The sequence below is a fragment of the Microbacterium sp. MYb66 genome (assembly GCF_002979435.1).
GTDB lineage: Bacteria > Actinomycetota > Actinomycetes > Actinomycetales > Microbacteriaceae > Microbacterium.
This window is the reverse complement of the sequence record NZ_PCOV01000007.1, coordinates 177,221-201,277: the sequence shown is the minus strand read 5'-3', so window position 1 is coordinate 201,277 and position 24,057 is coordinate 177,221. Positions and strand designations below refer to the sequence as shown.

General features: G+C 69.3%; 19 protein-coding genes. 4 read left to right on the top strand and 15 right to left on the bottom strand.

Annotated features, from left to right (window positions below):
* The first annotated feature begins 183 nt into the window (after window positions 1–183).
* Window positions 184–771, top strand: a complete 588-nt coding sequence (locus CQ045_RS14720) for a hypothetical protein (protein ID WP_105724998.1) — start codon at window positions 184–186, stop codon at window positions 769–771.
* A 162-nt stretch (window positions 772–933) separates the two neighbouring features.
* On the opposite strand, the gene CQ045_RS14715 is transcribed toward CQ045_RS14720, so the two are convergent.
* From CQ045_RS14715 to CQ045_RS14690, 6 genes are all read right to left on the bottom strand, one after another.
* A complete protein-coding gene (locus CQ045_RS14715) occupies window positions 934–1,344 on the bottom strand; it encodes an MmcQ/YjbR family DNA-binding protein (protein WP_105724996.1) in 411 nt (136 codons plus the stop codon).
* A gap of 67 nt (window positions 1,345–1,411) precedes the next feature.
* The gene (locus CQ045_RS14710; RefSeq protein WP_105724994.1) at window positions 1,412–4,420 is read right to left on the bottom strand and encodes a glycoside hydrolase family 38 C-terminal domain-containing protein; all 3,009 of its coding nucleotides are present in this window, start codon (window positions 4,418–4,420) and stop codon (window positions 1,412–1,414) included.
* A 92-nt stretch (window positions 4,421–4,512) separates the two neighbouring features.
* Window positions 4,513–6,012 carry a family 20 glycosylhydrolase gene (locus CQ045_RS14705; protein WP_105724992.1) on the bottom strand — a complete coding sequence of 500 codons (1,500 nt, stop codon included), beginning with the start codon at window positions 6,010–6,012 and terminating at the stop codon, window positions 4,513–4,515.
* A complete protein-coding gene (locus CQ045_RS14700; protein WP_258131082.1) occupies window positions 6,009–6,977 on the bottom strand; it encodes a carbohydrate ABC transporter permease in 969 nt (322 codons plus the stop codon). The genes CQ045_RS14705 and CQ045_RS14700 overlap by 4 nt, the downstream gene beginning before the upstream one ends.
* The gene (locus tag CQ045_RS14695) at window positions 6,974–7,927 is read right to left on the bottom strand and encodes a carbohydrate ABC transporter permease (RefSeq protein ID WP_105724990.1); all 954 of its coding nucleotides are present in this window, start codon (window positions 7,925–7,927) and stop codon (window positions 6,974–6,976) included. Before CQ045_RS14695 ends, CQ045_RS14700 begins: the two co-directional genes overlap by 4 nt.
* A gap of 35 nt (window positions 7,928–7,962) precedes the next feature.
* Entirely contained in the window at window positions 7,963–9,252 is a 1,290-nt protein-coding gene (locus CQ045_RS14690; protein ID WP_105724988.1) for an ABC transporter substrate-binding protein, read from the bottom strand.
* Between the two features lie 152 nt (window positions 9,253–9,404).
* Here CQ045_RS14690 and CQ045_RS14685 point away from each other — a divergent pair, with 152 nt between their 5' ends.
* A complete protein-coding gene (locus CQ045_RS14685) occupies window positions 9,405–10,691 on the top strand; it encodes a glycosyl hydrolase (protein WP_105724986.1) in 1,287 nt (428 codons plus the stop codon).
* 42 nt (window positions 10,692–10,733) lie between these two features.
* On the opposite strand, the gene CQ045_RS14680 is transcribed toward CQ045_RS14685, so the two are convergent.
* From CQ045_RS14680 to CQ045_RS14670, 3 genes are read right to left on the bottom strand one after another with little or no spacing between them, the layout of a single operon-like run.
* Window positions 10,734–11,756 (bottom strand): LacI family DNA-binding transcriptional regulator, encoded by a 1,023-nt coding sequence (locus CQ045_RS14680; RefSeq protein ID WP_105724984.1) that lies wholly within the window; start codon window positions 11,754–11,756, stop codon window positions 10,734–10,736.
* A 38-nt stretch (window positions 11,757–11,794) separates the two neighbouring features.
* On the bottom strand, window positions 11,795–13,429 hold the full coding sequence (locus CQ045_RS14675; protein WP_105724982.1) for a fucose isomerase: 1,635 nt from the start codon (window positions 13,427–13,429) through the stop codon (window positions 11,795–11,797).
* Window positions 13,426–14,955, bottom strand: a complete 1,530-nt coding sequence (locus CQ045_RS14670; protein ID WP_105724980.1) for an FGGY-family carbohydrate kinase — start codon at window positions 14,953–14,955, stop codon at window positions 13,426–13,428. Before CQ045_RS14670 ends, CQ045_RS14675 begins: the two co-directional genes overlap by 4 nt.
* A 194-nt stretch (window positions 14,956–15,149) precedes the next feature.
* On the opposite strand from CQ045_RS14670, the gene CQ045_RS14665 reads away from it, so the two are divergent.
* Window positions 15,150–15,449 carry a hypothetical protein gene (locus tag CQ045_RS14665; RefSeq protein ID WP_105724978.1) on the top strand — a complete coding sequence of 100 codons (300 nt, stop codon included), beginning with the start codon at window positions 15,150–15,152 and terminating at the stop codon, window positions 15,447–15,449.
* 6 nt (window positions 15,450–15,455) lie between these two features.
* On the opposite strand, the gene CQ045_RS14660 is transcribed toward CQ045_RS14665, so the two are convergent.
* Window positions 15,456–16,439 (bottom strand): LacI family DNA-binding transcriptional regulator, encoded by a 984-nt coding sequence (locus tag CQ045_RS14660; RefSeq protein ID WP_105724976.1) that lies wholly within the window; start codon window positions 16,437–16,439, stop codon window positions 15,456–15,458.
* Window positions 16,440–16,539: 100 nt separating this feature from the next.
* On the opposite strand from CQ045_RS14660, the gene CQ045_RS14655 reads away from it, so the two are divergent.
* The gene (locus CQ045_RS14655) at window positions 16,540–17,673 is read left to right on the top strand and encodes a glycoside hydrolase family 172 protein (RefSeq protein WP_105724974.1); all 1,134 of its coding nucleotides are present in this window, start codon (window positions 16,540–16,542) and stop codon (window positions 17,671–17,673) included.
* 46 nt (window positions 17,674–17,719) lie between these two features.
* Here CQ045_RS14655 and CQ045_RS14650 read toward each other — a convergent pair whose 3' ends face one another.
* From CQ045_RS14650 to CQ045_RS14630, 5 genes are read right to left on the bottom strand one after another with little or no spacing between them, the layout of a single operon-like run.
* Window positions 17,720–20,206: a GH116 family glycosyl-hydrolase gene (locus CQ045_RS14650; RefSeq protein WP_105724972.1), complete on the bottom strand. Its 2,487-nt coding sequence runs from the start codon at window positions 20,204–20,206 to the stop codon at window positions 17,720–17,722.
* Window positions 20,203–20,910, bottom strand: coding sequence for a hypothetical protein (locus CQ045_RS14645; RefSeq protein WP_105724970.1), 708 nt, complete (start codon window positions 20,908–20,910; stop codon window positions 20,203–20,205). Before CQ045_RS14645 ends, CQ045_RS14650 begins: the two co-directional genes overlap by 4 nt.
* Entirely contained in the window at window positions 20,907–21,812 is a 906-nt protein-coding gene (locus CQ045_RS14640) for a carbohydrate ABC transporter permease (RefSeq protein WP_105724968.1), read from the bottom strand. The genes CQ045_RS14645 and CQ045_RS14640 overlap by 4 nt, the downstream gene beginning before the upstream one ends.
* The gene (locus CQ045_RS14635; protein ID WP_219844435.1) at window positions 21,809–22,732 is read right to left on the bottom strand and encodes a carbohydrate ABC transporter permease; all 924 of its coding nucleotides are present in this window, start codon (window positions 22,730–22,732) and stop codon (window positions 21,809–21,811) included. The genes CQ045_RS14640 and CQ045_RS14635 overlap by 4 nt, the downstream gene beginning before the upstream one ends.
* Window positions 22,725–24,044 (bottom strand): sugar ABC transporter substrate-binding protein, encoded by a 1,320-nt coding sequence (locus CQ045_RS14630; protein WP_219844434.1) that lies wholly within the window; start codon window positions 24,042–24,044, stop codon window positions 22,725–22,727. The genes CQ045_RS14635 and CQ045_RS14630 overlap by 8 nt, the downstream gene beginning before the upstream one ends.
* Between the last annotated feature and the right edge of the window lie 13 nt (window positions 24,045–24,057).

Genomic DNA, 24,057 nt, shown 5'->3' with positions numbered 1-24,057 from the left:
GGCGGGGCCGCTCGACGGATCGATCGGATCGTCGGAGGAGGTCACAGACATGCTGCCTTACGATGTGGCGGCCAAGGAAGAGCCCTGGTCGGGCGCTGGCCACTCTACCCGAGGGCCCTGATCAGACGGCCGAGGCGTACCGGCGTACCGGGATCCCCCAGTCTCAGCCGTTAGCGTGGAGCCATGCGACTGACTGCCGACGCCGATCCCCAGCTGTGGATTCCCGTGACGGACTCGCTCGGGTGGAAGGGCCGTCGGCACCGCAAGGCGGCCATCCGGATGCTGCTCGGCCAGGTCAACGCCGCCGTGGGTGCGACCGAGCGGCCGGGCTCGCGGTTCGGCGCGTGGGCGATGAGCCAGGCGGCGCCGATGCTGATGAAGCGGGCGGACGGACGCGTGCTCGTGTGGACGTGGAAGGCCGAGCCGGAGTTGGTCGTGGCGATGGCGACCGCTCAGGTCCTGACCCCGGACGTGCGCATCGCACGCGCCTCGATGCCGATGGACTACGACGACACGGAGTCGTTCCCGACCCGCCTCGGCGTGGGCGAGAAGCTGCTCGTGCCGATGCCGCCGTCGCCCGCGTCTCCGCCGTTCGCGACGTACACCTGGGACACGGGTACGCATCTGGTGACGCTGACCGCGGTGTGCAGCGACAAGGAGCGGTTCGGCACGCTGACCGGCGCGCTCGACGACCTGGCGCGCAGCCTCCGCATCGCCGACGACCTCACGGGCGGGGAATCCCCCGACGTGCTCCGGCTCGATCCGGCCTGATCGCACTCCGACTTCACAACGATCCGTCTCCCGGGGCTCGCACCCCGCGGCGGGCGGCAGGAAGTCACGAGCATCCGCTTCTGGGCCGACGAGCCCCGCGCGTTCCTCGACGCCGCGCGACCGTTCCTGACCGCCGCCGGCTGACCGCTCGCGACGCGCGTCTCAGCCCAGCCCGCGCTCCGCGAGCCACTCCTTCGCGACGCCGGCGGGCGCCCGCACCAGCCAGGCATCGGTGATGATCTCCTCCAGCCGATCGCGGTCGACGACGTCGAGCCGCACGAGCAGCCCGGGGTATCCGTCGAAGTGCGGGATCGCGAACAGCGCCTCGGGCTCGGCCGCGAGCAGGGCCTCCTTCTCACCGAGGTCGCCCACGCGTACCGCGAGCACAGGGCCTGCCGGCCAGTCCCGCCCGAGCTCGGAGAGCTGCCGCAGATCCGTCGCGCTCGGCCCGCGGACCCAGGCGAACTGCCCGCTCTTGACCCGCCACGCCGCCTCGCCGGTGTGACCGCTCACCGACTCCTCGGCCCCGGGGAGGGCGAGGGCGATCGCCCGGACGTCGTCGATGCTCGCCATCCCGCCATCGTCCACCCGCTCGCCCGCCGCCGCAATGGCCGGTCGTCACGACAGGCCGGCGCCCGTCTCAGCGAGCGATGCGCAGAGTGCGCACCTCGAACGGCCGCAGCCTCAGCTCGCCGCCGAGCCGCGCGTCGTCGATGTCGTCTTCGATCAGGCTCACCTCGCGCACCTCACGGTGCTCGAACCCGACCGACAGCTCGCCGGTCGCACGCCGTCCGAGCGCCTCGTACACGCGCACGATCACGTCGCCGGAGCCGTCGTCGGCGAGCTTGACCGCCGACACGACGATGCCCTCGCCCTCGACCGACACCAGCGGCTCGACCTCGCGTGCTCCGCGAACGACGCTCGGAAGCGCGTTGATCCGGATGCCCTCGGCCGTGGCGATCGCCGCATCCGCTCCGATCACGAAGCCGACCTCGATCTCGTGGTGACCGTGGTCGGTGTCGGGGTCGGGGAAGCGCGGAGCCCGCAGCAGCGAGAGCCGCACGGTCGTCGTCACGGCGTCGTCGGACACCTCTCGCGAGGTGTCGTAGCCGTAGATCGAGTCGTTCACGAGCGCGACTCCGAAGTCCTGCTCGCGCACCAGCACGAAGCGGTGCATCGAGGTCTCGAACTTCGCCGCCTCCCAGCTGGTGTTCGTGTGCGTCACGCGCGACTGGTACCCGAACTGCGTCTCAGCCTCGGTGTGCGCGGCCTGGACGTCGAGCGGGAAGGCGAGCTTGAGCAGCTTCTCGGTCTCGTGCCAGTCGACCTCGTTGCGCAGCAGCACGGTGCGCGATTCCGGGTGGAGGATGATCGTCTGCTCGACGGTCGACTCCGAGAACGGACGCACGACCACGATCCGCGCGGCGCGGCCCACCATCGACGCCTCGATGGACGAGACGGCGGTGAGGTCCTCGACGCTGTTGCGGTAGTACCGGTCGATGTCCCACGCGTCCCACATGTTCGGGAAGTCCTGGTGCAGCTGGAACAGGTTCGCCGCCATGCCCGCGGCGACCGCCTCGCGCCCCGATGCCTTGTCGACCGCCGAGACGATCAGGCCCTCGGCCGACACGAGCACGGAGACGAGCTCGTTCTCCAGACGCCAGCCGCCGTCTTCCTCGGTGAGCGAGACCGGCGCCGCCGTGGGCTCGGCCACGAAGGCCGCCCCGAGCGCGCGGCCGCGGCCGACCGAGGTCGGCTCGAACTGCAGCTCCCGGTCGCCCTCGCCGGCGAGCGAACGGCGGGCGGCGACGGCGATGTCCTGGGCATCCGACAACACGTCACTGAGCACCGCGACGGCCTCACGGTGCACCCAGGCGATCGAGGTGCCGGGCAGGATGTCGTGGAACTCGTGCAGCAGCACGGCCTTCCACAGCCGGTCGAGCTCGGCCTGGGGATAGACGGCACCGGTGCGCACGGCATCCGTCGCCGCCCACAGCTCGGCCTCGACGAGCGCGTGCTCCGCCCAGCGGTGCAGCGCCTTCGTGGCGTGCTGGCTGGTGAGCGTGCCGCGGTGCAGCTCGAGGTACAGCTCGCCGACCCAGACGGCCGGATGCGGCAGCTCGGCCCTGGCGGCATCGAAGAAGACATCCGGATGCTCCCACACGACCTGCGCGCTGCCCTCGAGGTCGCGCAGACGCTCGGCCTTGCCCGTCATCTCCCGCGTCGTGCCGCCACCGCCGTCGCCCCAGCCGACCGGGGCGATCGACCGCGAGCTCAGCCGGTTCTCCTTGAACTGGCGGGCGGCCTTCGCGACCTCCATGCCGCTCAGCTGCGAGTTGTAGGTGTCCATCGACGGGAAGTGCGTGAACACCTGCGAGCCGTCGATGCCCTCCCAGAGGAACGAGTGGTGCGGGAAGACGTTCTGCTGGTTCCACGAGATCTTCTGCGTGAAGAACCACTCGAATCCGGCACGGCGCATCAGCTGCGGCAGGGCCGGCGAGTACCCGAAGCTGTCCGGCAGCCACACGCCCTTCGACCGGATGCCGAACTCCTGCTCGAAGAACCTCTGTCCGTGCGAGAACTGCCGCACCAGCGACTCGCCCGTCGGCATCACGGTGTCGGACTCGACCCACATGCCGCCGAGGGGCAGGAAGCGTCCGTCGGCGACCGCGGCCTTGACCCGCTCCCACACCTCGGGGCGGTGCTCCTTGATCCAGGCGTACTGCTGCGCGCTGGACATGCCGTACTGGAACTCCGGCTGCTCCTCGAGCAGCGTCGTCATCGAGGAGGTGGTGCGTGCGACCTTGCGGATCGTCTCGCGCACGGGCCAGAGCCACGCCGAGTCGATGTGCGCGTGCCCGACGGCCGAGATGCGGTGCGCGCTCGCCTCGGCGGGAGCGGCCAGGACGCCGGCGAGACGGGCGCGGGCGTCGGGCGCGGTGTCCACGATGCGCTGCAGGTCGAGGACGTCGAGCGCGTCGTCCATGGCCTGCAGGATGCGCATCCGGCGCGGCGACGTGGGCGGCAGCTCCGCCTGCAGCTCGAACAGCACCTCGAGGTCGAGCGACAGGTCGAAGACCTCCTGCTCGAACACGGCCAGGTCCATCCGCCGCGCGCGGTAGAGCGGCTCCTTCGAGGAGGTGAGGATGTCGCCCTCCTGCGTCGGCAGGAAGGGGTGGTAGTCCAGCAGCACCGGGTTGGAGGCGGCCTCGAGGTACAGCTCGACGGGCTCGTCGCCCGCAGCCGTCTCGGTGATGGGCACCCACTGGTTGCGCGGGTTGATGCTCTTCACCGGGATCGGGTCCGACCCTGCGGCGTTCGGACGGTACGCGAGCGCCTCGCACTGGAAGCCGGTCATGTTCACGTCGAAGCCGAGGTCGATGAGCGCTTCCACGCGGCGCCCCGCCCACTCGGCGGGCACGCGTCCGGTGAGCTTGAACCAGGTGGTGCCCCACGCGGGACCCCAGGGCGCTCCGACGACGGCGGGCTCGAAGGCGAGGGCGAGCCCCTCGGCCGGAGCGATCGGCTCGCCGGGCAGTTCGTGGATCTCGACGTGCAGCGGCACCGCCGCCGAATGGATGGCCGGGCGGATGCGCTCTTCGAGGACCCGCTTGACGCGGCCGACGGTGAGCGAGGTGTCGTCATGCATGGGGATCTCCGGCTCGACGGTGGGTGGTGAGGGTGATGAGAAGGGACTTCTAAGACGTTGTATGAATCGATTCGGCGCACATGGGCTCGACGCTACCCGGCCGACCGCACAGGGGTGGTCGCAACACCGGTCGCCTGCCCGATGGCCGTGTCGATCGCGCGGAACTCGTCGTGCGAGAGGCTGCTCCCGCCGTTCCATGCACGCTCGGCCATGGCCCGGAGGGGCCCGCGGATGCCGGTCGCGACCTCGTCCGGCGACTGCGCCGACGCGTCATCCGACCAGACCGAGAACGACGCCCCGATGAGGGCCGGCGGAAAGGGCGGCGCGATCTCCTGGCGGAACCCGCCCGGCAGCGCGGGGAACAGCCCCGGGTGCCAGTCGGCCTCCCAGATGCGCCCGCTGGTCGGGTACGTGTACCCCGCCTTCTCGCCGAGCACGTAGTAGAAGAGCGCGTCGTGGAAGTTCACGAGGGGGTGGCCCGACTCGATCGCGGCGTCGAGCGGTCGCATCTCGGCGTGCCAGTTCGTCCACCAGGTGAGCACGAGGTCCGGGTCGAGGACGACGGCCTCACTGCGGAGCATCCCGTCGTTCCAGACCCGCGGGGCGAACCCCTTCGCGCGGAGGTGCCCCGCGATGTCGTTCACGAACGCGGTCAGCAGATCGAAGCCGGTGGATCCCGGGCCGTGGCGCTCACGAGCCGCCTCGGCGAGCGCGGGGTACTCGTCGATCCGGGCGAAGTCCACGAACTCGTCTCCGCCGAGATGCCAGTGCGTGCTCCGCGGGAACAGCACGGCGACGTCGTCGATCAGCGCTCGCGCGAACCGGACCGCCTCGCCGCTGGTGACGTCGAGCGCGTGGTCGGTCGGCAGGCCGCCGGGCGCGGGGAGCCGGTGTTCCGGGTGCGCGGCGAGCACGTGCCGGAGGTGGCCCGGCATGTCGAGCGAGGGTACGAGGTCGATGTGCAGGTCCGCGGCGGCATCCGCCACCTCGATCGCCTCGGCGCGGGTGACGTGGTCGGCCGACACGATCTCGGGAAAGGCCTCGGATCCGATGCGGAAGCCCTCGTTCTCGGAGACGTGCCACTGGAACGTGGTGATGCCCACGTCGGCGAGCGCGTGCAGCAGGTCGATGATCCAGGCTGCCGGGAAGTGCTTGCGGGCGGCGTCGAGGTGGAAGCCGCGCTCCCTCACCACCGGCGCGGACGACACCCGACCCCGCGGGACGCCGCCCTGCGCGCGCAGGTTGTGCAGCAGCTGACGGCTGGCACGGAAGACCCCGACGGCAGACCCCGCAGAGATCTCGACGTCGGATCCGACCTCGATCTCGAAGGACTCTCCACCGCTGTCGTCCTGCTGCAGTCGGATGACGGGACCGTCGCGTCCCGGTCGCCCGAGAGGATCGTCTCCGCTCGAGATGCCGAGCACGTCGAGCTCAGCCGCGAGACGGGACGCCTCCCGGGCGAGCCTCGGGTCTTCGGCCACGACCCGCACGGACGACGGTCGCCACAGCCCGGTAGCGAGCTCGATCGTCGTCGGCTGCGGGATCGCCGACCATCGGGCACGCTTCTCAGCGCCATCCGGAATCGCACTCACCCCTTGACGCTTCCCTCTTCGACGCCCTTGAAGAACTGCCTCTGCAGAACGGCGAACAGCAGGATGATCGGGACCAGCGCGATCATCGTGCCCGCGGCGATCACACGGGGATTCGCGGCGAAGTTCGAGCTCAGATACTGCATGCCGACGGTCAGGGTGTAGTTCGCCGGATCCGACAGCACCACGAGCGGCCAGAGGAAGTCGTCCCAGGCGCCGATGAAGGCGAACAGGGCGACGACGGAGACCATGCCGCGGACGTTCGGCCACACGATGTGGCGCAGACGCTGCATCGTGTTGGCGCCGTCGATGGTCGCGGCATCCAGGGTGTCCGGCTGGATCATGCGGCACGCGGCCATCATGAGCAGCACGTTGATCGCCGCGATCGCTCCGGGGAGGAACACGCCCCACAGGGTGTTCGCGAGGCCGAGCGATTTGACGGTGAGGTACTGGCTCGTCAGCGTGACCTCGCCCGGGATCAGCAGCGTCGAGAAGAAGATGGCGAGCACGATCCACTTGCCGCGGAACTTCATGGTGCCGAGCGCGTAGCCGCCGATCGTGGCGAAGACGACGTTCGTGAGCACGGTGCCCACGCCGACCAGCAGCGAGTGCCAGGCGTAGTCGAGCACCGGGATCGTGCGGAACACCTCGGCGTAGTTGTCGAGGGTCGGCGCCTTCGGGATCAGCGACGGCGGGAAGTCGTAGATGTTCTCGGCCGCGCCCTTGAACGACGTGGACATCTGCCACAGGAAGGGGAACACCATGATGGCGAGCACGACCAGAAGCAGCGCGTACTTGCCGATCAGACCGCCGAGCGAGGGCTTCATGATGTCGGCGGATCCGCGGGTGCGGTACGGCCGGTCTCTCCGCTCCCGGGGCGAGCTCTCGTGCGTGGTCATGGCGCGCGTCGTCATCGCCTCGTCGGTCCCCTCCGCGAGGGGTCGCCCTGCGGGCCGGGTCGTGGTCATCGCATGGCCTCCTCAGCGGCGGCGATCCGGGCGAGCTTCGCGTCCTTGGCCGCGCGCCGTCCGGCGAGCGCCTCCTTGATGGTGTCGCCGTTGTTCGCGATGCCCACGATCGCCAGGGGAACGAGCGTCAGCAGGAACAGCACGAGCGAGATGGCCGACGCGTAGCCGACCTGGCCGTTGAGCCCCTTGCCCATCGACTGGATGAGCATCACCATGCTCATGGCCTGACCGCCGGGACCGCCCGAGCCGTTGGAGAGCACGTACAGCTCGGTGAACACGCGCATCGCACCGACGCAGACCAGCACCGACACGAGCATCATCGGCCCGCGGACACCGGGGACGGTGACCGACCAGAACCGGCGCCAGCGTCCGGCGCCGTCCATCGCCGCGGCCTCGTGCAGCTCGCGGCCGACGTTTCCGAGGGCGGCGAGGTACACGACCATGTAGTACCCGAGGCCCTTCCAGACCGTGAGCCCGATGGCGCAGCCGATCAGCAGCCAGCGGTCGGAGAGGAACTCCACCGGGCGGTCGATGAGCCCGAAGAAGCTCAGCGCCGAGTTGATCGTGCCGCTGCCGGAGAAGAGGAACTCCCACACGATCGCCACCACGACCGCCGATGCGATGACGGGGAAGTAGAACGTCGTGCGGAAGAACCCGATCGCGGGGATCTTGTTGTGCACGAGGAGCGCGAGCAGCAGCGGGAGGAAGGTCAGCAGCGGCACGCACACCACCACGTAGACGAGCGACGTCGTCAGCGCGTAGCCGAACCGGTCGTCGCCGAGCATCTTCTCGAAGTTGTCGAGCCCGACGAACTGGGCGGGACGAAGGGGGCGGGCATCCGTGAACGCGAGTCCGATCGTGTTCAGGAACGGCCAGAGGGCGAACACGAACACCCAGATCACACCCGGCAGTACGAGCAGGTACGGCGTGTACCAGCGCTGTCGTCTCATGAGGCGTCCACCCCCTTCGTCTCGTCGTCGCCGGCTCAGCCGACGACGTTCTGCTCCGCGTACTCGACGGCCTTGTCCAGGGCCTCCTGGGCCGAGATGTCGCCCTTGACCGCGAGCGCGATCTGCTGCTTGGCGTAGGTCTCCATCGCCTCGGTGAACTGCGGGGCGCCGAGCATCCTGGCGTCGTTCATCTGCGAGGCGGCGAGATCGTTCGCGACAGCCTGCATCTCGTTCTGCGCGGTCTCCGCGAACACCGACGGGTCGTCGTTGGCGGCCTTGGTGCCGGGGAAGAAGCCGGTGGCGAGCTTGACGAACTCGATCTGGTTGTCGGTGTTCGTGAGGAACTCGGCGAAGGCGAGCGCGGTGGCCGCGTTGTCGGAGTTCGCCGAGACGCTGATGCCCTGCACGAACAGCGGCGGGTTGCCGAAGCCGTTGGTCACGTCGACGTCGGGGAGCAGCGTCGGGGCGTTGACCGCGACATCCTTGTCGATGTAGTTCGGCCCGGCTGTCGCCCAGGCGACCGTGCCCTTGTTGAAGTTGTTGATGTTGGCGTTCGCCGTCCCGGCGTTCTGCAGAGCCTCGGGCGAGATGGCCCCGGCCTTGTAGAGCTCGGCGTAGCGCTCGACGATCGCGACGGCCTCGGGGGTGTTGAAGACGAACTTCCCGTCCTTGTAGACATCCTGCGTGCCGCCGCCGTCGGACACCATGATCTGGAGCGACTTGGGGCTGGGCACATCGGAGATCGTCTGGATGCCGGCGGCGGCGAGCTGCTCGGCCGCGTCCATCGTGTCCTCGAAGGACTGCGGGGTCTCCGTGACGCCACCCTGCGCGAGGAGCGCCTTGTTCCAGTAGTTGAGCTCGGTGCCGAGGTACCAGGGGAACCCGAACGAGCCGTCGATGCCGTCGTAGGTGTAGGCCGCGACACCGCCGTCGACGTAGTCGTCGATGATGCTCGACGCGCTCCCGAGGTCGAGCAGCTGGCCGGCGGAGGCGAGCGAGTACGCGTACTCGGGCGGGAGGTTGACGACGTCGGGCAGCTCGCCGGACTCGGCCTGCTGGAGGATCTTGTCCTCGTAGCCGTCGGCCGGCTGGTCGATCCACTTCACCGTGGTGCCCGGGTTCTCCTCTTCGAAAGCGTCGATGACGCCCTCGAAGTACGGGGTGAACTTGTCGTTCTTGAGCGACCAGGTCTGGAAGGAGATCTCGCCCTTCACCTCCCCGTCCGCCGCGGACCCGCCGGAGGTCGGGGCGCCGCCCGTGCAGGCGGTGAGCGCGAATGCTGTGGCCACCGCGATGCCTGCGGCGACACTGGTGCGGATCTTCATGGACATTCTCCTTCGAAGTGATCCAGGCTGCGGCGTCTCGTTCGAGTCACTGTGACAACCCCTACTAAAACGATATAGTGACCATAGCATGCCATATCGGCGTTCGAGGCGTCCACCTCCGGACCTCCCCCGTCGATCTCGAAAGGACAGCGATGACCACGCCCACCGCTCCCCTGCGCTTCGGCGCCAACTACACCCCGCGCTCCCAGTGGATGCACGCGTGGATGTCTCTCGACCTCGACGAGGTCCGTCGCGACTTCGCCGCCCTCGCCGCGCTCGGCCTCGACCACGTGCGGGTCTTCCCGCTGTGGACCGTGCTGCAGCCGAACCGCACCCTGATCCGCGACGAAGCGGTCGCCGACGTGCGCGCCGTGATCGACGTCGCCGCGGAGTTCGGGCTCGACGCGAGCGTCGACGTGATCCAGGGGCACCTGTCGAGCTTCGACTTCATCCCCTCGTGGCTGTTCACCTGGCACGACAAGAACATGTTCACGCACCCCGATGCGCTGAGCGGCCAGGCGGAGCTCGTGACCCGTCTCGGCGAACGGCTCGGCGGCGCCTCCAATTTCCTGGGCTTCACGCTCGGCAACGAGACCAACCAGTTCTCGGCGCAGACGCATCCTTCCCCGTGGCCGGTCACCGAGGCCGAGGCCGCGAACTGGATCACCACCCTGCTGGATGCCGCGCACGCCGCAGCCCCCGCCCAGCAGCACGTGCACAGCGAGTACGACGCCGCCTGGTACATGGACGGCCACGGCTTCACCCCCGCGCTCGCGTCGCGCCTGGGCGACATCACGACCGTGCACTCCTGGATCTTCAACGGCACCGCGCAGAGATACGGCGGCCGCTCCGTGGCATCCGACCGGCACGCCGAGTACATGATCGAGCTCGCCCGCGGCTTCGCGGTCGACCCCGCGAAGCCCATCTGGCTGCAGGAGGTCGGCGCTCCGTCGAACTGCCTGACGCCGGAGCAGACGCCCGACTTCCTGGAGGCCACGCTGCGCTCGGTCGCGCGCACCGAGAACCTGTGGGGCGTGACCTGGTGGTGCTCGCACGACGTGAGCCGCAGCCTCGCGGACTTCCCCGAGCTCGAGTACACGCTGGGCCTGGTCGACCAGAACGGCGAGGCCAAGCCGATCGGCCGCCGCTTCGCCGAGCTGATCCCCGAGCTGCGGGAGCGACGGGCCGCCCCGGCCCGCACCCTCGGCATCGTGGTCGAGGTCGACGAGGACGAGACGCCGATCAGCCGAGGAGCCATGAGTCCCGGCGGCACCATCTTCCAGGCCTGGGTCGATGCGTGCGAGGGCGGAGCAGACCCCGCGATCGTCACGTCCGCGGATGCCGCGAAGCCCGAGATCCTCGCGGCCCGCGGCATCACCGAGCTCGTCCGCCCGGTGGTCGAGCGCACCGAGTACGCCTCGCGGAACACCGTCGTCTGAGCCGACGGGGTTCGCGCGAACGTCTCAGGCGGCGCCGCGTGTTCAGCGCGGTGCCGAGGTGCTCTCCCGCACGGTGAGCTGCGGCACCGGGGCACCACGGTCGGGAAGCAGCGCGGGAGCATCGATCTGCTCGAGCAGGAAGGCCGCGGCATCCGCCCCCAGCGCGAACGTGTCGCGCGTGATGCAGGTGATCGAGGGATGCACGAGACCAGCGACGACCGAGTCGTCGAAGGAGGCGATCGAGAGGTCTCCGGGAACCGACAGCCCCATCTCCTGCGCAACCCGCTGCCCGGCGATCGCCATCACGTCGTTGTCGAAGACGACGGCGGTCGGCCGGTCGGCCCGGCTGAGCAGGCGGCGCATGGTGGCGGATGCGGCGGCCGGTGAGAAGTCGGTCGCGATCGTCTCGCCGGCGACCCCCCGAGCGCTCAGGGCGCTGAGCACGTCGGTGCGCAGGCGGGTGTGCTGGAACTCTGCCGGACCCGCGACGTAGGCGATCGTGCGATGGCCGATCGCGACGAGGTAGTCGAAGAGCGAATGCGCGACCTGGCTGTCGTCGAGCCAGATCGTGGCGGGCTGCCCGTCTTCCGAGGCATCGCTGCCGATCACGACCGCAGGCATACCGAGATCGCGCAGCACGGGGAGACGGGGATCGTCGTCCCGCGGGTCGATCACGATCACGCCGTCGACCTGGTTGGCGCTGTGCCAGCGACGGTAGGTCGCGACCTCGTCCTCGACGGATGACACGAGCACCATCTGCATCGCGATGCGATGCTCGGCCAGCGCGGACTGCACCCCCGCGATGAGGTCGGTGAAGAACGCCTCGGCGCCGAGCGTGCCGGCGGAGCGGTTGACCGCGAATCCGATGACGCCGGCGCGCGAGCCGACGAGCGCCCGCGCCGCGGAACTCGGGAGCCACTGGTGCTCCTCCGCGATGTCGAGGATGCGCTGGCGGGTCTGCTCGCTGACTCCCGGCCGCCCGTTGAGCGCGAACGACACGGCACCGGGCGACACTCCGGCGAGCCTGGCGATGTCCGTGATGGTCACGCGCTTCGCTTTGGACATGCCCCCAACTGTAGCGATCTAGTTCTCCCCCGGTTCGCTCAGACCGTCACGTCCCCCACGAGGTTCACGCGGATCCCCATTCCCGCGAACATCGCGGCCTTGGCGATCAGCGCCCTGTCCGCCGTCTCCGCGTCGGGCGCGTAGACGAGCTGCGCGTGGTTGGCCTTGTGGCGAGCCATGAACTGGTCGCGCGAGATGCCGTGCAGCACCACGTGCGCGATCGGCCACTCCGGGTTCGTGGCGTCCTTGCGCCGCCGGGTCTCCTCGGCCGGCAGCTCGACGACCGACGCGCGGAAGATGTCCGCCTGCAGGATGCCGTCGGCGATGAACACGCGCGACAGCACGATCTCCCCCGGCTTCGAGACGCCGTTGATCGTCGCGCCGCCCGCGGGGAAGAAGACGTGCCCCTGACGCCACCCCTCCGCGTTCTGCCAGCCGCCCAGGTGCGAGGCGGGGACCGAGCCGGAGATCTCGTAGACCCACACGAACCGGCCGTCGAAGTCCTCACCCCAGCGCACGTCGTGCAGCGTGTTGTCGGGGACGAGCCCCATCGCCCGCCACACCCGATCGGTCACGAGCGCGTCGACGGCGACTCCTTCGTCGGCCTCGTTGAAGTGCGGGAACGCTCGCCCCTCATGGAGCACGCGCGATCCGTCGCGCGAGGTCACCGGCGGACGCTCGGTGGAGTTCAGGATGCCCTCGGCCAGGTCGGAGGCCGGGACCAGGTCCTTCAGCCCCTGCTGGTACTGGATGCCGACCGCGTCGAGGCCGAAGTCATCGGCGATGCGGAGTGCGGCGATGTACATCTTCATCTGCCACTGCACCTGCTCGCGCGTGAGCTCGGTGGCGGCATCCGTGCCGTATCGGAAGGTCATCCCGCGATCGATGAGCCAGTCGTAGGCGGCATCCGCCTCCTCGTCGGTGACGTTCAGCATCTCGGCGTACAGGGCCGACTGCGACAGACGCTCCTTGTAGATGCCGGTCGTGTTCAGCAGCTCGTCGTCGAAGATCGCGTTGTACATGCCCATGCAGCCCTCGTCGAAGACGCCGATGATGGCCTTCTCGGCGAGCAGCTCCGCGGCGAGCGCCTCGCCCAGCTGCTTCTCGGGGCTGTCCGGCAGCGCCGGGAGCGCGCGCACGTGCGAGGCGTCGTGGGTGATGGTGCCGGTCTCGGTCCACTCCCTGATGCCGTCCTTGAACCAGTCATCGGTGAAATCGACCGACCAGGTCGTCGCGTAGGGCTTGCCCATCTTGGTCAGCCCCGCGTTGAGGCCGAGGAGTCCGACGAGTCCCGGCCAGTCGCCGGCGAAGTTCGCGACCGTGAGGATCGGTCCTTCGTGCGTGCGCAGGCCGGCCAGCACATGGTGGGAGTACTGCCAGTTGGCGATCGCCACAACCAGCGGGGCGTCCACCGGGATGCTCTTGAAGACCTCGAGGCCCATGCGCTGGCTGGAGATGAATCCGTGGCCGGTCTCCGGGTCGACGCCGAAGGGGCGGACGACCTGCCAGCCGAGCTCGTCCAGCACGCCGGTGACACCGGTCTCGAGCTCGACCTGGGTGGGCCACCCCGCGACGTTCGCGGATTCGCGCAGGTCGCCGGAGGTGATCAGGTACGCCGTCTTCGGCGCGGACGTGGGTCGGGATGCCCGGGCGGGCAGGGTGTAGGTGGTCATGATGCCTCCGGGGTTGGGATGGGTGCGGCGCCGCGCTGCGCGGCGGCGAGATCGTGGATGACGGATTTCGAGTCCTCGTATAGGCGCACGTAGCGGTCGAAGAGGGTGTCGTAGAACGATCGGAGCGCCTCATCGGGTCGGATGCGCTCCGCGATCGGGTTCCAGTCGGCGATCGCCGGCGTCTCGTCCGGCTCGGCCGTCGCAGTCGCGGCGAGGAAGGCCGCCCCGTAGCTGGCGCCGATCGTGGTCTCCGGCACCTCCTGCACGAGACCGGTGACGTCGGAGACGATCTGCAGCCACAGCCGCCCCTGCGTGCCCCCGCCGACCGCGACGATGCGGCGGATGTCGGCGCCGGCGGCGCGCATGGTCTCGACGTTGTGCCGCACGCCGAGCGCGGTGGCCTCGAGCGCCGCGCGGTACAGATCGCCGCGCGTGTGCTCCAGGGTGAGACCCGCGATCACCCCCCGGGCATCGGGGTCCTGGATGGGGGTCCGCTCTCCGGCGAAATACGGCAGCACGAGCAGTCCGTGCGCGCCGGGTCCCGCGGTCTCGGCGTCGGCCAGCAGTTCGGGATAGTCGGCCCCCGTGAGGCCTTTCAGCCAGGCCGTCAGCGCACCCGAGGTGGACAGACCGCCCGCGAGGTTGCGGGTCCCCGCGAAGGCACCGGCCGTGGTCCACATCGACGGGGTCCGCAGAGTCTCCTCCCCGGTCGCGACACTGTTCGTGAAGACCATGAACATCGTCGTCCCGTACATCAGCATGAGGTCGCCGACCTCGTGCGCGCCCACGCTGACGGCCTCGGTCCAGGCGTCGATCGTGCCCGCGACGACCGGGGTGCCCGCGGGGATCCCGGTGACGGATTCCGCGTGCGCGGTCACCGCTCCGGCGACCTCGCCCGCCCAGAGCAGCGGGGGCTGTTCGACGGGCTCCGCATACCGCTCCCACCACGCGTCGTGCCAGCGCGCGCCGTCGATGTCGTAGAGCGGTGAGACCTGGCTGGCGGACTGGTGATCGAGCACGTAGGCCCCGGTCAGTCTCCGGACCAGCCACGAGGCGGGCATGTAGAGACGCCGCGCCCTCGACCAGGCCCCCGGCTCCTCGTCGCCGACCCAGGCGATCTTCGGACCGCCGGCCTGCGAGGTCAGGGTCGAGCCGCCGACCCGGGCGATCTCGTCGACCCCGAGCTCCGCCGTGATCCGGTCGATCTGCGCGGTCGAGCGGGTGTCGACCCCGTAGAGGATGGCCGGACGCACGGGCACGTCGCGCTCATCGGCCAGCAGGATGCACGGGCCCATGCCGCTCACTCCGACGCCGACGATGTCGGCATCCGGCGTGGCGGCGAGCAGTTCGCGGGCGAGGGAGACGAACTCGTCCCACCACACGTCGCCGTCCATCTCCACCCAGCCGGTGTGCGGACGGCTGACCTCGTGCGCACGCGTCGCCGTGGCGAGGATCGCGCCGTCGGGCCCGACGAGCACGCCCTTGCTGCTGGATGTGCCGATGTCCACCCCGAGGGTGCAGCGCATGAGTCCTCCTCGAAGCCGTGCACAGAATCCGAAACCTGTGGCCACTGTACGCGAAATCGATTTCATGCCGCAAGAAGTTCCACTCGTCCTGCACCTTCAGCGGGCAACCACACACTCCACACGCTTCGTGGATTCCCGCCTCTGCGGCACCGGAATACCGTGACAACCTGGCATTTCCCACGCAGGATGGAGCCATGCAGATGAACGAGCCTCAGGTCTGGACTTTGATCGGCGTCTTCGCCGCCTTCATGCTGGGCTCGCTCACACTGCTCATCCGACAGAACGACCGGATGATCACGTCCCTCCGCGGCGAGCTGTCCGCGAAGCTCGACGGCATGGACGCCAAGTTCGAGGCACGATTCGACGGCATGGACGCGAGATTCGACGGCATGGACGCCAAGTTCGATGCCCGACTCGGCTCGATCGACCGTCGGCTGGAAGACCTCGACAAGGAGGTCGCGAATCTGGCGATGCGCTTCTGGGGGTCTCGCTGACGCCGCTCAGGCGCGGGGGCTGGCGGGCTGGATCTCGTTGCGCAGCACGATGGTGCGCGCAGGCTGCTGATCGCCCTTGATGCGCTCGAGCAGCATCCGCGCGGCCGTCACGCCCATGTGCCGTGCGGGGAGGCGGACCACGGTGACCGCCGTGGGCGACAGGGTCGTGAACGGGAGCGAGCCGATGACCGCGACGCCGACCTCCGGTGGGGTGAGCCCGTGCTCGGTCAGCACCTGGATCGCGCCGACGCCGATGAGGTTGTTGCCGGCGACCACGGCATCGGGCGGCTCCGGCAGCGCGAGCAGATCCTCCATCGCGGCTCGCCCGCCGTCCACGCGGAAGGTCGCGAAACGCTCGAGCTCGTCGAGATCGAGATCCGGGTGCGCGGCGGCGAGCGCGGAGCGCCATCCTGCCGCGCGCTCGGCCGCCGTGTCGATGTGCTCCGGCCCGCCGATGTAGGCGATGCGCCGGTGGCCGGCGTTGATCAGGTCCTGGGTCGCCGAGGTGCCGGCCGCGCGATTGGCCATCACGACGCCGTCGATGTCATAGGTGGTGCTGCGGTCGACGGCGACGACCGGGCGGCCGGTGGCGAGGATCGTGTCGAGATCGGAGTGCTCGTCGGCGGTCGCGATGATCACGCCGGACATGTGCTCGGCGATCGCGATCCGAAGATAAGTCGCCTCCTTCTCCATCTGCGCGTCGGAGTTGCAGAGCACGACCGAGTAGCCCGCCTCGGAGGCGACATCCTCGACGCCACGGGCCATCTCGGTGAAGTAGGGGTTCTCGATGTCGGGGATGACGAGGGCGATGACCTCGGAGCTCTGCCGGCGCAGTGTGCGCGCCGTGCGGTTCGGAGTGAAATTCAGCTTCGCCGCGGCGTCGCGCACCGCCGCGACCTTCTCTTCCGACACGCTCGTGCCGTTGAACACGCGCGAGACCGTCGCGGGAGACACTCCTGCGAGTTCGGCGACGTCGTAGATCGTGGTCATGCACCCTCACTGCCTGTCCGATCACGCCGGACGTGAAGCAACAGTATCGCGCGCGTCGCTTCTCTGGTGATCTCAGATGAAATCGATTACATTGGCGGCCATGACTTCTGCCCCCTCTGACCTGGCATCCCTCGCAGCGCTGCGACCGGTGCAGACCCGATCCATCTCACCCGAGAACTTCGACGGCTCGGCGGGCGGTGGCGCCCGTGCCACGGAGGGCACCGGCGCCTCCTGCGCCCGTGACCTCGGTCCCGGCTGGAAGATCTCCCCGAGCGTCGACATCAAGGCGGGCGAGACGTTCGACCTCGCGAACATCCACGGGCCGGGCAAGATCACCCATATCTGGATCACCACGCACACCGACAACTGGCGAACGCTCCTCCTCCGCGCCTACTGGGACGGCGCGGAGGAGCCGGCGGTCGAGGTGCCCTACGGCGACTTCTTCTGCAACGGCTGGGGCGTGTTCGCGCAGGTGAACTCGCAGACCATCGCCGCCAACCCGCACGGCGGCTTCAACTCGTACTGGCCGATGCCGTTCCGCGACGGCGCGCGCCTGACCGTCGAGAACACCTCGGTGGTCGACGTGCGCGTGTACTACCAGGTGACCTACGAGATCGGCGGCGACCATTCGGACGACGCCTATTTCCACGCGCAGTGGCGGCGCTCGAACCCGCTCGAGGAGCTCACCCCGCACGTGATCCTCGAGGGCATCGAAGGCCAGGGGCAGTACGTCGGCACCTACATCGCGTGGGGCGTGAACTCCAACGGCTGGTGGGGGGAGGGCGAGATCAAGTTCTACCTCGACGACGACACCGACCACCCGACCATCTGCGGCACCGGCACCGAGGACTACTTCGGCGGCGCCTGGAACTTCGACATCCCCGGCCAGGGATACACCGCCTTCTCGACGCCCTATCTCGGGATGCCGCAGGTGATCCGCCCCGACGGTCTCTACGTGTCGCAGCAGCGCTTCGGCATGTATCGCTGGCACCTGCTCGACCCGATCCACTTCGCCACCGGCATCCCGAAGGTCGACATCCAGGCACTCGGCTGGCGCAGCGGCTGGCGGTACCTCCCACTGCGGGACGACATCGCCTCGACAGCGATGTTCTACCTCGACCGGCCGACCGCCCGGCGCCCGAAGACGCCGACGGCAGACGACCTGGAGGTGCACTTGGGAACCGCCCCGGTCCCGGACATCGGCGCCTCGCCCTCGCGCGCGCCCCAGGACTGAGCAGAACGGTGAGGGTGCGGACCGGATGACCCGGTCCACACCCTCATCAGCGGTCCCGCACCACCGTGAACGGGCAGTCGCCCTCGACGACATCGATCTCGACGTGCTCCCCGACCGTCACGGTCCCGTATCCGGCGGAGCTGATCCAGGGCCACCGTCCGTCGGCGCCGACGTGCAGCTCTCCGGCGGCCTCGTCGACCCGCACGCCCGACCTCGCCTGCAGCAGCGTCCACCCCGCCATGGCCCGCGCGTAGTGGTCTCCGCACTCGATCTCGTTGTAGGGATTGCGTCGACGGCCGTCGTGCCGATCCCACAGACCGTCCAGCACGGCCTGCCCCTCGGCATCCAGCCCCTCGAAGACGCAGTGCGCCGCGACCTGCCACTCGATCCCCGTCCACACCTCGTCGGCGTAGCGGGTCGGCACGTCGGGACGCCCGCCCTCGGGCCAGGTGCACATGAGGAGCCCGACGTCGTCCGCCGTGTCGGCGTAGACCCGGTACGGGTGCACGAAGTCCGCGAACCCGTGGCGCAGGTTCGAGGCGACGACGTGCCGCAGGGCGCTGCGCACATGGTCGGGCGGCAGGATCGCGCCGAGCCCGAGCTGGTGCGCCCACCACTGCCCGATGACCTGATCCGAGAGCACCCCGGTGCGCCACTGGAAGTCCTCCGGGTCGCCCTCGTCGAGCTCCTGGATGTAGTGGGTGCCGTCGAAGAGCCGCTCGTCGTAGAGTCGCGATCCGGACTCGAAGCGCGCCCGCGCCCCGGTCGCGGCGTCGCCGTCACCGACCAGCAGGGCCAGCTCCTCATAGGCCCGCAGTGCGGCGAGCCAGAGCGTGCCCATGAACGGGTTCGCCCCCGCCAGGTCGATGTCGTGCGTGCTCGGCTGGATGCCGCGCAGCATGCCGTCGCCATCGGCATCCCACCGCTCGACGATGTGGTCGTGGAGCCGGACGAGGCGCGGCCACCGATGCTCCAGCCACTCCTGGCCCGCCCCGCGCTGCACATCGCGGAGCGACTTGAGGATCGTCGCGAGCATCCCGTCGAGTGCCGGCTCCTCCGGTCCCCCGATGAACTCGTCGGTCATCTGCGGGAGGTAGGTCGGCACGCGCAGGCGGTGCGGGATCGCCCCGTTCTCCGCCTGCATGACGTCGAACTCGGTGTCGCGCATGTTCCGCTCGAGGCGGGGCCAGAGTCCGGCGAGCGCGGCCTCGTACTGCCACACGTGCGTGCAGTTCAGCGGACACGAGCCCCCGAAGACTCCGGACCACATCCAGGTCGAGTCGCCGAGAGACCCCTCGTACCCGTAGAACCGGCCGTCGGCGCCGATGAAGCACGTCGGACTCCGCACGTAGGCGGCCTGAGCCGCGAGGTGCTCGGCCTCTCGCGGGTCCAGGCTCGAGTCGACGAGGGTCGAGGTCCACCGGCGGGTCCGTTCGCTGAGCTCCTCCCAGCGCCGCTCGACCGTGGCCTGCACATCCATCGCGTCGAGGAAGCGCAGCCCGTAGGCGTTGCCGAGGAAGAACCGCGACGAACCCCATTCCGGATGCGGCCGACCGAACTGTTCGATGTCGACGAACCGGTTCGGCAGGTGCCAGGAGATCGAGAAGCGGATCGTGCGGGAGGCTCCGGGTTCCAGCGCGAACGGGACTCCGACCACTCCGAGCCAGGACCGCCCGGGGGCGCTCGCCCCCGACCCGCTCCGCGGCGCGTTGAGCTGCGGGTCGCCCACGGTGGGTGCGAGCGCGAGTCGGGCGCGTCCGTCGTTGGCGGCGCGGGAGCGGAGGAAGGCGTCGAGGTGCTCCAGGCCGCTGCACCGCGTGAGCACGGCCGCGCTCTCGTCGTCGGCCGCGAGCACGAGTTGACCGGCCAGCTGATCGCTCTCGTCCAAGGACGGGTTGTCCATCACGATCCGCGACCACCCCTTGCCGCGCCGGAGCCGGTTGACGTTGCCGCCGAGCCCGGGGGTGCTCTCGGCGATCGGGGTGATGCCGTCCCATCCGATCGCGTTGAGCAAGGATCCTGCCAGCGTGCCGTGGACCGCGATCGGTCCGGTGTTGGTGAGCGTGAACTCGAACATGCCCGTGGGGATCGAGCTGAACTCGACATCGCGCGGCGCGAGGGGATTCAGCACCCGCATCCGCACGGCCACCGGATGACGCGAGTCGGTCAACTCCACCTCGGCGATCGGATACGTGCCGCGGAAGGATGCGGACTCGAACGTGCCGAACGTCTCGGCGGCCGCGGTCATCCATTCCGGCATGTGGGCGTCGGTGGTGAGCGACGCCTTCGGGTCGGGCACCGGCGCTCCCTGCACCATCGAGATCACGTTGAGGGGCGGCTCCACCTGGGTGACGCGCATCCAGAACCCGGTGCCGGGGAGGGCCCCCAAATGGTTCGGCATCCCCTGCAGCTGCCACTGCCGCAGCGAGCCGTCGGCGTTCACCGCGAACCCGCCGGTGCCGATGCCGCCGACGGGCATCGCGAGAGCCGGGGCCTCGGTGTGCGGGCGGGACGTCGACAGGATGTCCGTCATGATTCTCCTCTGGCGGGTCGGCGGGCGGGGGCGAGCGGCGGCAGGGCCACTCCGGTCGCGGTGGCGACGGGCCAGGCCGCGGCCGCGGAGAGCACGATGAGCAGGGGTGCGACCAGCAGCAGCAGGCCGCCGAACCAGGTCAGCCCGAGCCAGGCGAGGGCCGCCGAGGCGGCCAGGGCGGCGAGCGGGCCGAGGGGACGACGCAGGGCCGCGACCGCCGACACCGTCACCAGGGTGCGCAGACTCACGTCGGCCCGCATCGCGCCGATCGGCACCGCGACCACCGCGACCACCGCGCAGAGCACGGCGACGATTGCGGCGGCGAGCGCCAGTACCGGGAACAGCGGCACCGTCGCGGCTTCGGCGACGACGGCCGTGAGGAAGGACCAGGCGAACGCGATCGCCGGAATCCCCGCACCGAGGAGTGTCAGGAGCAGTCGTCGTCCGTAGCGGACGGGCGGGCGGTCGAAGAGCCGGTCGTGCAGGGAGCCGATCGCCCAGGCGGCCGGGAACGCGCAGCACACCGCGACGAGCACCGGCACCAGGGGCGATCCGGGGCCGAACCCTGCGGTCGCGAAGGCCCAGGCCGCCAGCGCTGCCGTGCCGGTCACGGCGAGAGGCGCGAGCGCGCGCCAGGCTGCGGCGGGCAGTCGCAGCAGGACGGGATCGATCGTCGCGCGCGGGGGCGCGATCACCCCGGTCATCCCTTGAGTCCCGTCGACGCGACGCTCTCGACGATCTGTCGCTGGAACGCGAGGAACACCGCGAGCAGCGGCACCACGACCATCGTGATGGCGGCGAACACGATCACGGCCGGCGCGGCGCCGAACCCGTTCTGCAGCGTGACCAGTCCCAGCGGGAGCGTCATGTTCTCCGGGCTCGAGAGGAAGATGAGCGGGCCGAAGTATCCGTTCCAGGAGGCCTCGAACCCGAGGATCGCGAGAGCGGCGACTGCGGGTGCCGAGAGCGGGATGAGCATCCGGAACAGGATCCACAGGTGCCCGGCCCCGTCGAGTCGCGCTGCCTCGTCGAGTTCGCGCGGGATCGTCTTGAAGTACTGCGAGAGGAAGAAGATCTGGAACACGTTGATGAGCGCGGGCAGCCACAGCGACGCGAGCGTGTCGACGAGGCCGAGCTGGCGCATCATGATGAAGATCGGGATGATCACCAGCTGCCCGGGGACCATGAGCGCCGAGAGCATCACGACCAGCAGCACGCGGCTGCCCCGGAAGTCGATCCGGGCGAACGCGTAGGCGGCGAGCACCGAGAAGAACAGCGCTCCGGCCGTCGAGATCAGGGCGAGGGCGAGCGAGTTGCCGAACTGCTGGAAGAACGGCATGTACTCGAACACGTCGGCGAAGTTCTCGAACGTGAACGGGAGGGGGAGCCAGCGGGGCGGGGCCGCGAAGGCGAACTCGGCCTCGGTCAGGCTCTGCACGATGAGCCAGAGGAGCGGCGACAGCATGAGGATGCCGAAGACGACGAGGACGACGTCGACGATGACTCCGCCGACGGTGGGCTTGTGACGGTGCCGCAGGCGGCTCCGCTCGACGCGCGTCAGCACGTCGGTCTGCACCGGGTCGACGGCGGGCGGGAGGAGAGTCATGATTCGTGCACCCACTTCCGGCGGCCGACGAACTGCAGGACGGTGACCCCCATGATGATGAGGAACACCAGCAGCGCGACGGCGGCGGCGTAGCCCATGTCGAAGGCCTGGAAGCCCTTCTCGTAGAGGTACATGATGATCGTCGTCGTGGAGTTCTGCGGCCCGCCCTTCGTGATGATCTGGATGGGGTCGAAGATCTGGAACGCGCCGATGAAGGTGATGATGGTCGCGAAGAAGAGGGTGGGCGACATCAGCGGGAGCGTGACGTTCCAGAAGACCTGCCACGAGGTCGCACCGTCGGTGCGCGCGGCCTCGACGAGTTCGCTGGGGACCGTCTGGAGTCCGGCCAGCATGATGATGAACGTGAACCCGACCGTGTGCCAGAGGTCGATGAAGATGATGGCCGGCATCGCCCAGGCGGGGTCGGCGAAGAAGTTGGGCAGTTCGATGCCGAACCCCGCGGCGTACTGCGCCACGTATCCGAAGGTGGGATCGAGCACGTACTTCCACAGCAGTGCGACCGCGGCCCAGGAGATGAGGAACGGGAAGAAGATCGCCACCCGGGCGAAGTAGCCGAGGACCCGGCTGGCCACGCGGTTCACGGCCAGCGCGAGCAGCAGGCCGAAGACCAGGTGCGTGACGATCGATGCGAATGCGAACACGAACGTGTTCAGCAGCACCTGCGGCAGGATCGGGTCGGAGAACAGTGTCGCGAAGTTGTCGAGCCCGACGAACTCCGGCGGGGTGAGCATGTCCCATTTCAGGAACGCCAGGACGATCGCGAACACGAACGGACCGGCGACGAAGACCAGGAACAGCAGCAGCGCGGGGCTGACGAACATCCAGCCCGCGGTCGCGGCGCGACGCCGCTGGAGCTCAGCTCCAGGGCGCCGCACCGAGGGGGCGACGAGACTACTCACCGACCAGCTTCTCCAACTCGGCCTGCGCGGCGTCGAGGGTCTTCTGCGCTTCCCCCTGCCCGGCGATGATGGTGCCCCAGGCCTCCTCGATGACCTTCTGGGCTTCAGCGCCCTGGTCGATCGACGGGATGGGCGTCGCGAACGACATCGCCTCGCTCAGGCGGATCGTCCCCTCCGGGGCGTTGTCCGTGAAGGCGGGCGAGTTCGCCACCGATTCCCGGGCGGGCACGATGGTCCCGCCGATCTCGGCGAAGTAGCTGCCGGCCTCCTCCGACATCAGGAACTTGATGAAGGTCCATGCGGCCTGCTTGTTGTCGCTGTTCTTGGCGATGTTCCAGGCATCCCAGCCGACGGGCGAGCCGTTGCCGGTCTGGGTGGGCCAGTTCACGACCACGGTCTTGTCGACCATGTCGAGCTCACGCACGCCGAGCACGGGCCAGCGTCCGCCGCTGAGGATCGCGAGCTTGCCCTGCTTGAACGCGGTGTTTCCGTCGAACTGTCCGCCGGGCTTGGGCGCGAGGCCCAACTCGACGAGACTCCGGGCGAACTCCGCCGACTCGACGGCCTCGGCCGAGTTGTACGTGGGCTCGGTCCAGTCCTCGTTGAAGGTGCTGGCGCCGTTGGTGGTGAGCCACGGCATCACGTCGACGAAGTAGCCCGATCCGGCGCCGACCATGTAGGCGCCGGTCTTCTCCTTGATCTGCGTGCCCGCGGCGACGAACTCGTCCCACGTCCAGTTGCCGTCCTCGGGGATGGGCACTCCGGCCTTGTCGAAGACCTCCTTGTTGAGGTACATCGCCATGGTGTTGAACCCGCCCGGGATGAACACGGTCTCGCCGTCGGGGCCCGAGGCGAACTCCTCGTTGAACTTCTGGAGGTTGGGACTGATGTCGTCCCAGTAGCCGTCGACGACGTCCTTGTCCTGCTCGATGTAGGGCCCGAGGTCGGCGAGGATCCCCTTCGAGGCGAACAGCCGCTGCCCCTCCGTCGCGACCTGGATGATGTCGATCTTCTGGCCACCCGCGAGACGCGTGGCGACCGTGGTCGAGAACGTGGCCCAGTTGCCGCTCGGGATGCCGACGGCCTTGAGCTTGATGTCGGGATACTCCTTGTTGAACTCGGCGAACAGGGCGTTGAACGCCTTCTGCTGGTCGGCGTCGCCCATGTAGACGAAGTTCAGCTCACCGCTGTCCGGCTCGCCTTCGCTGCCCGTACCGCCGCCTCCCCCGCCCCCGGAACATCCGCTCAGAGCGATGCCCGCCACCGCGACGGATGCTGCGACCTTCCACATGCGACTGCGTGTCTTCCGCATTGGTCCTCCTCAG

Bases quoted from the DNA above. Each gene is read 5' to 3' on its own strand.
- CQ045_RS14695 (WP_105724990.1), bottom strand. From the start codon at position 7,927: ATGAGACGACAGCGCTGGTACACGCCGTACCTGCTCGTACTGCCGGGT.
- CQ045_RS14630 (WP_219844434.1), bottom strand. From the start codon at position 24,044: ATGCGGAAGACACGCAGTCGCATGTGGAAGGTCGCAGCATCCGTCGCG.
- CQ045_RS14720 (WP_105724998.1), top strand. From the start codon at position 184: ATGCGACTGACTGCCGACGCCGATCCCCAGCTGTGGATTCCCGTGACG.
- CQ045_RS14650 (WP_105724972.1), bottom strand. From the start codon at position 20,206: ATGACGGACATCCTGTCGACGTCCCGCCCGCACACCGAGGCCCCGGCT.
- CQ045_RS14680 (WP_105724984.1), bottom strand. From the start codon at position 11,756: ATGTCCAAAGCGAAGCGCGTGACCATCACGGACATCGCCAGGCTCGCC.
- CQ045_RS14685 (WP_105724986.1), top strand. From the start codon at position 9,405: ATGACCACGCCCACCGCTCCCCTGCGCTTCGGCGCCAACTACACCCCG.
- CQ045_RS14690 (WP_105724988.1), bottom strand. From the start codon at position 9,252: ATGAAGATCCGCACCAGTGTCGCCGCAGGCATCGCGGTGGCCACAGCA.
- CQ045_RS14655 (WP_105724974.1), top strand. From the start codon at position 16,540: ATGACTTCTGCCCCCTCTGACCTGGCATCCCTCGCAGCGCTGCGACCG.
- CQ045_RS14640 (WP_105724968.1), bottom strand. From the start codon at position 21,812: ATGACTCTCCTCCCGCCCGCCGTCGACCCGGTGCAGACCGACGTGCTG.
- CQ045_RS14670 (WP_105724980.1), bottom strand. From the start codon at position 14,955: ATGCGCTGCACCCTCGGGGTGGACATCGGCACATCCAGCAGCAAGGGC.
- CQ045_RS14660 (WP_105724976.1), bottom strand. From the start codon at position 16,439: ATGACCACGATCTACGACGTCGCCGAACTCGCAGGAGTGTCTCCCGCG.
- CQ045_RS14665 (WP_105724978.1), top strand. From the start codon at position 15,150: ATGCAGATGAACGAGCCTCAGGTCTGGACTTTGATCGGCGTCTTCGCC.
- CQ045_RS14645 (WP_105724970.1), bottom strand. From the start codon at position 20,910: ATGACCGGGGTGATCGCGCCCCCGCGCGCGACGATCGATCCCGTCCTG.
- CQ045_RS14675 (WP_105724982.1), bottom strand. From the start codon at position 13,429: ATGACCACCTACACCCTGCCCGCCCGGGCATCCCGACCCACGTCCGCG.
- CQ045_RS14715 (WP_105724996.1), bottom strand. From the start codon at position 1,344: ATGGCGAGCATCGACGACGTCCGGGCGATCGCCCTCGCCCTCCCCGGG.
- CQ045_RS14710 (WP_105724994.1), bottom strand. From the start codon at position 4,420: ATGCATGACGACACCTCGCTCACCGTCGGCCGCGTCAAGCGGGTCCTC.
- CQ045_RS14700 (WP_258131082.1), bottom strand. From the start codon at position 6,977: ATGACCACGACCCGGCCCGCAGGGCGACCCCTCGCGGAGGGGACCGAC.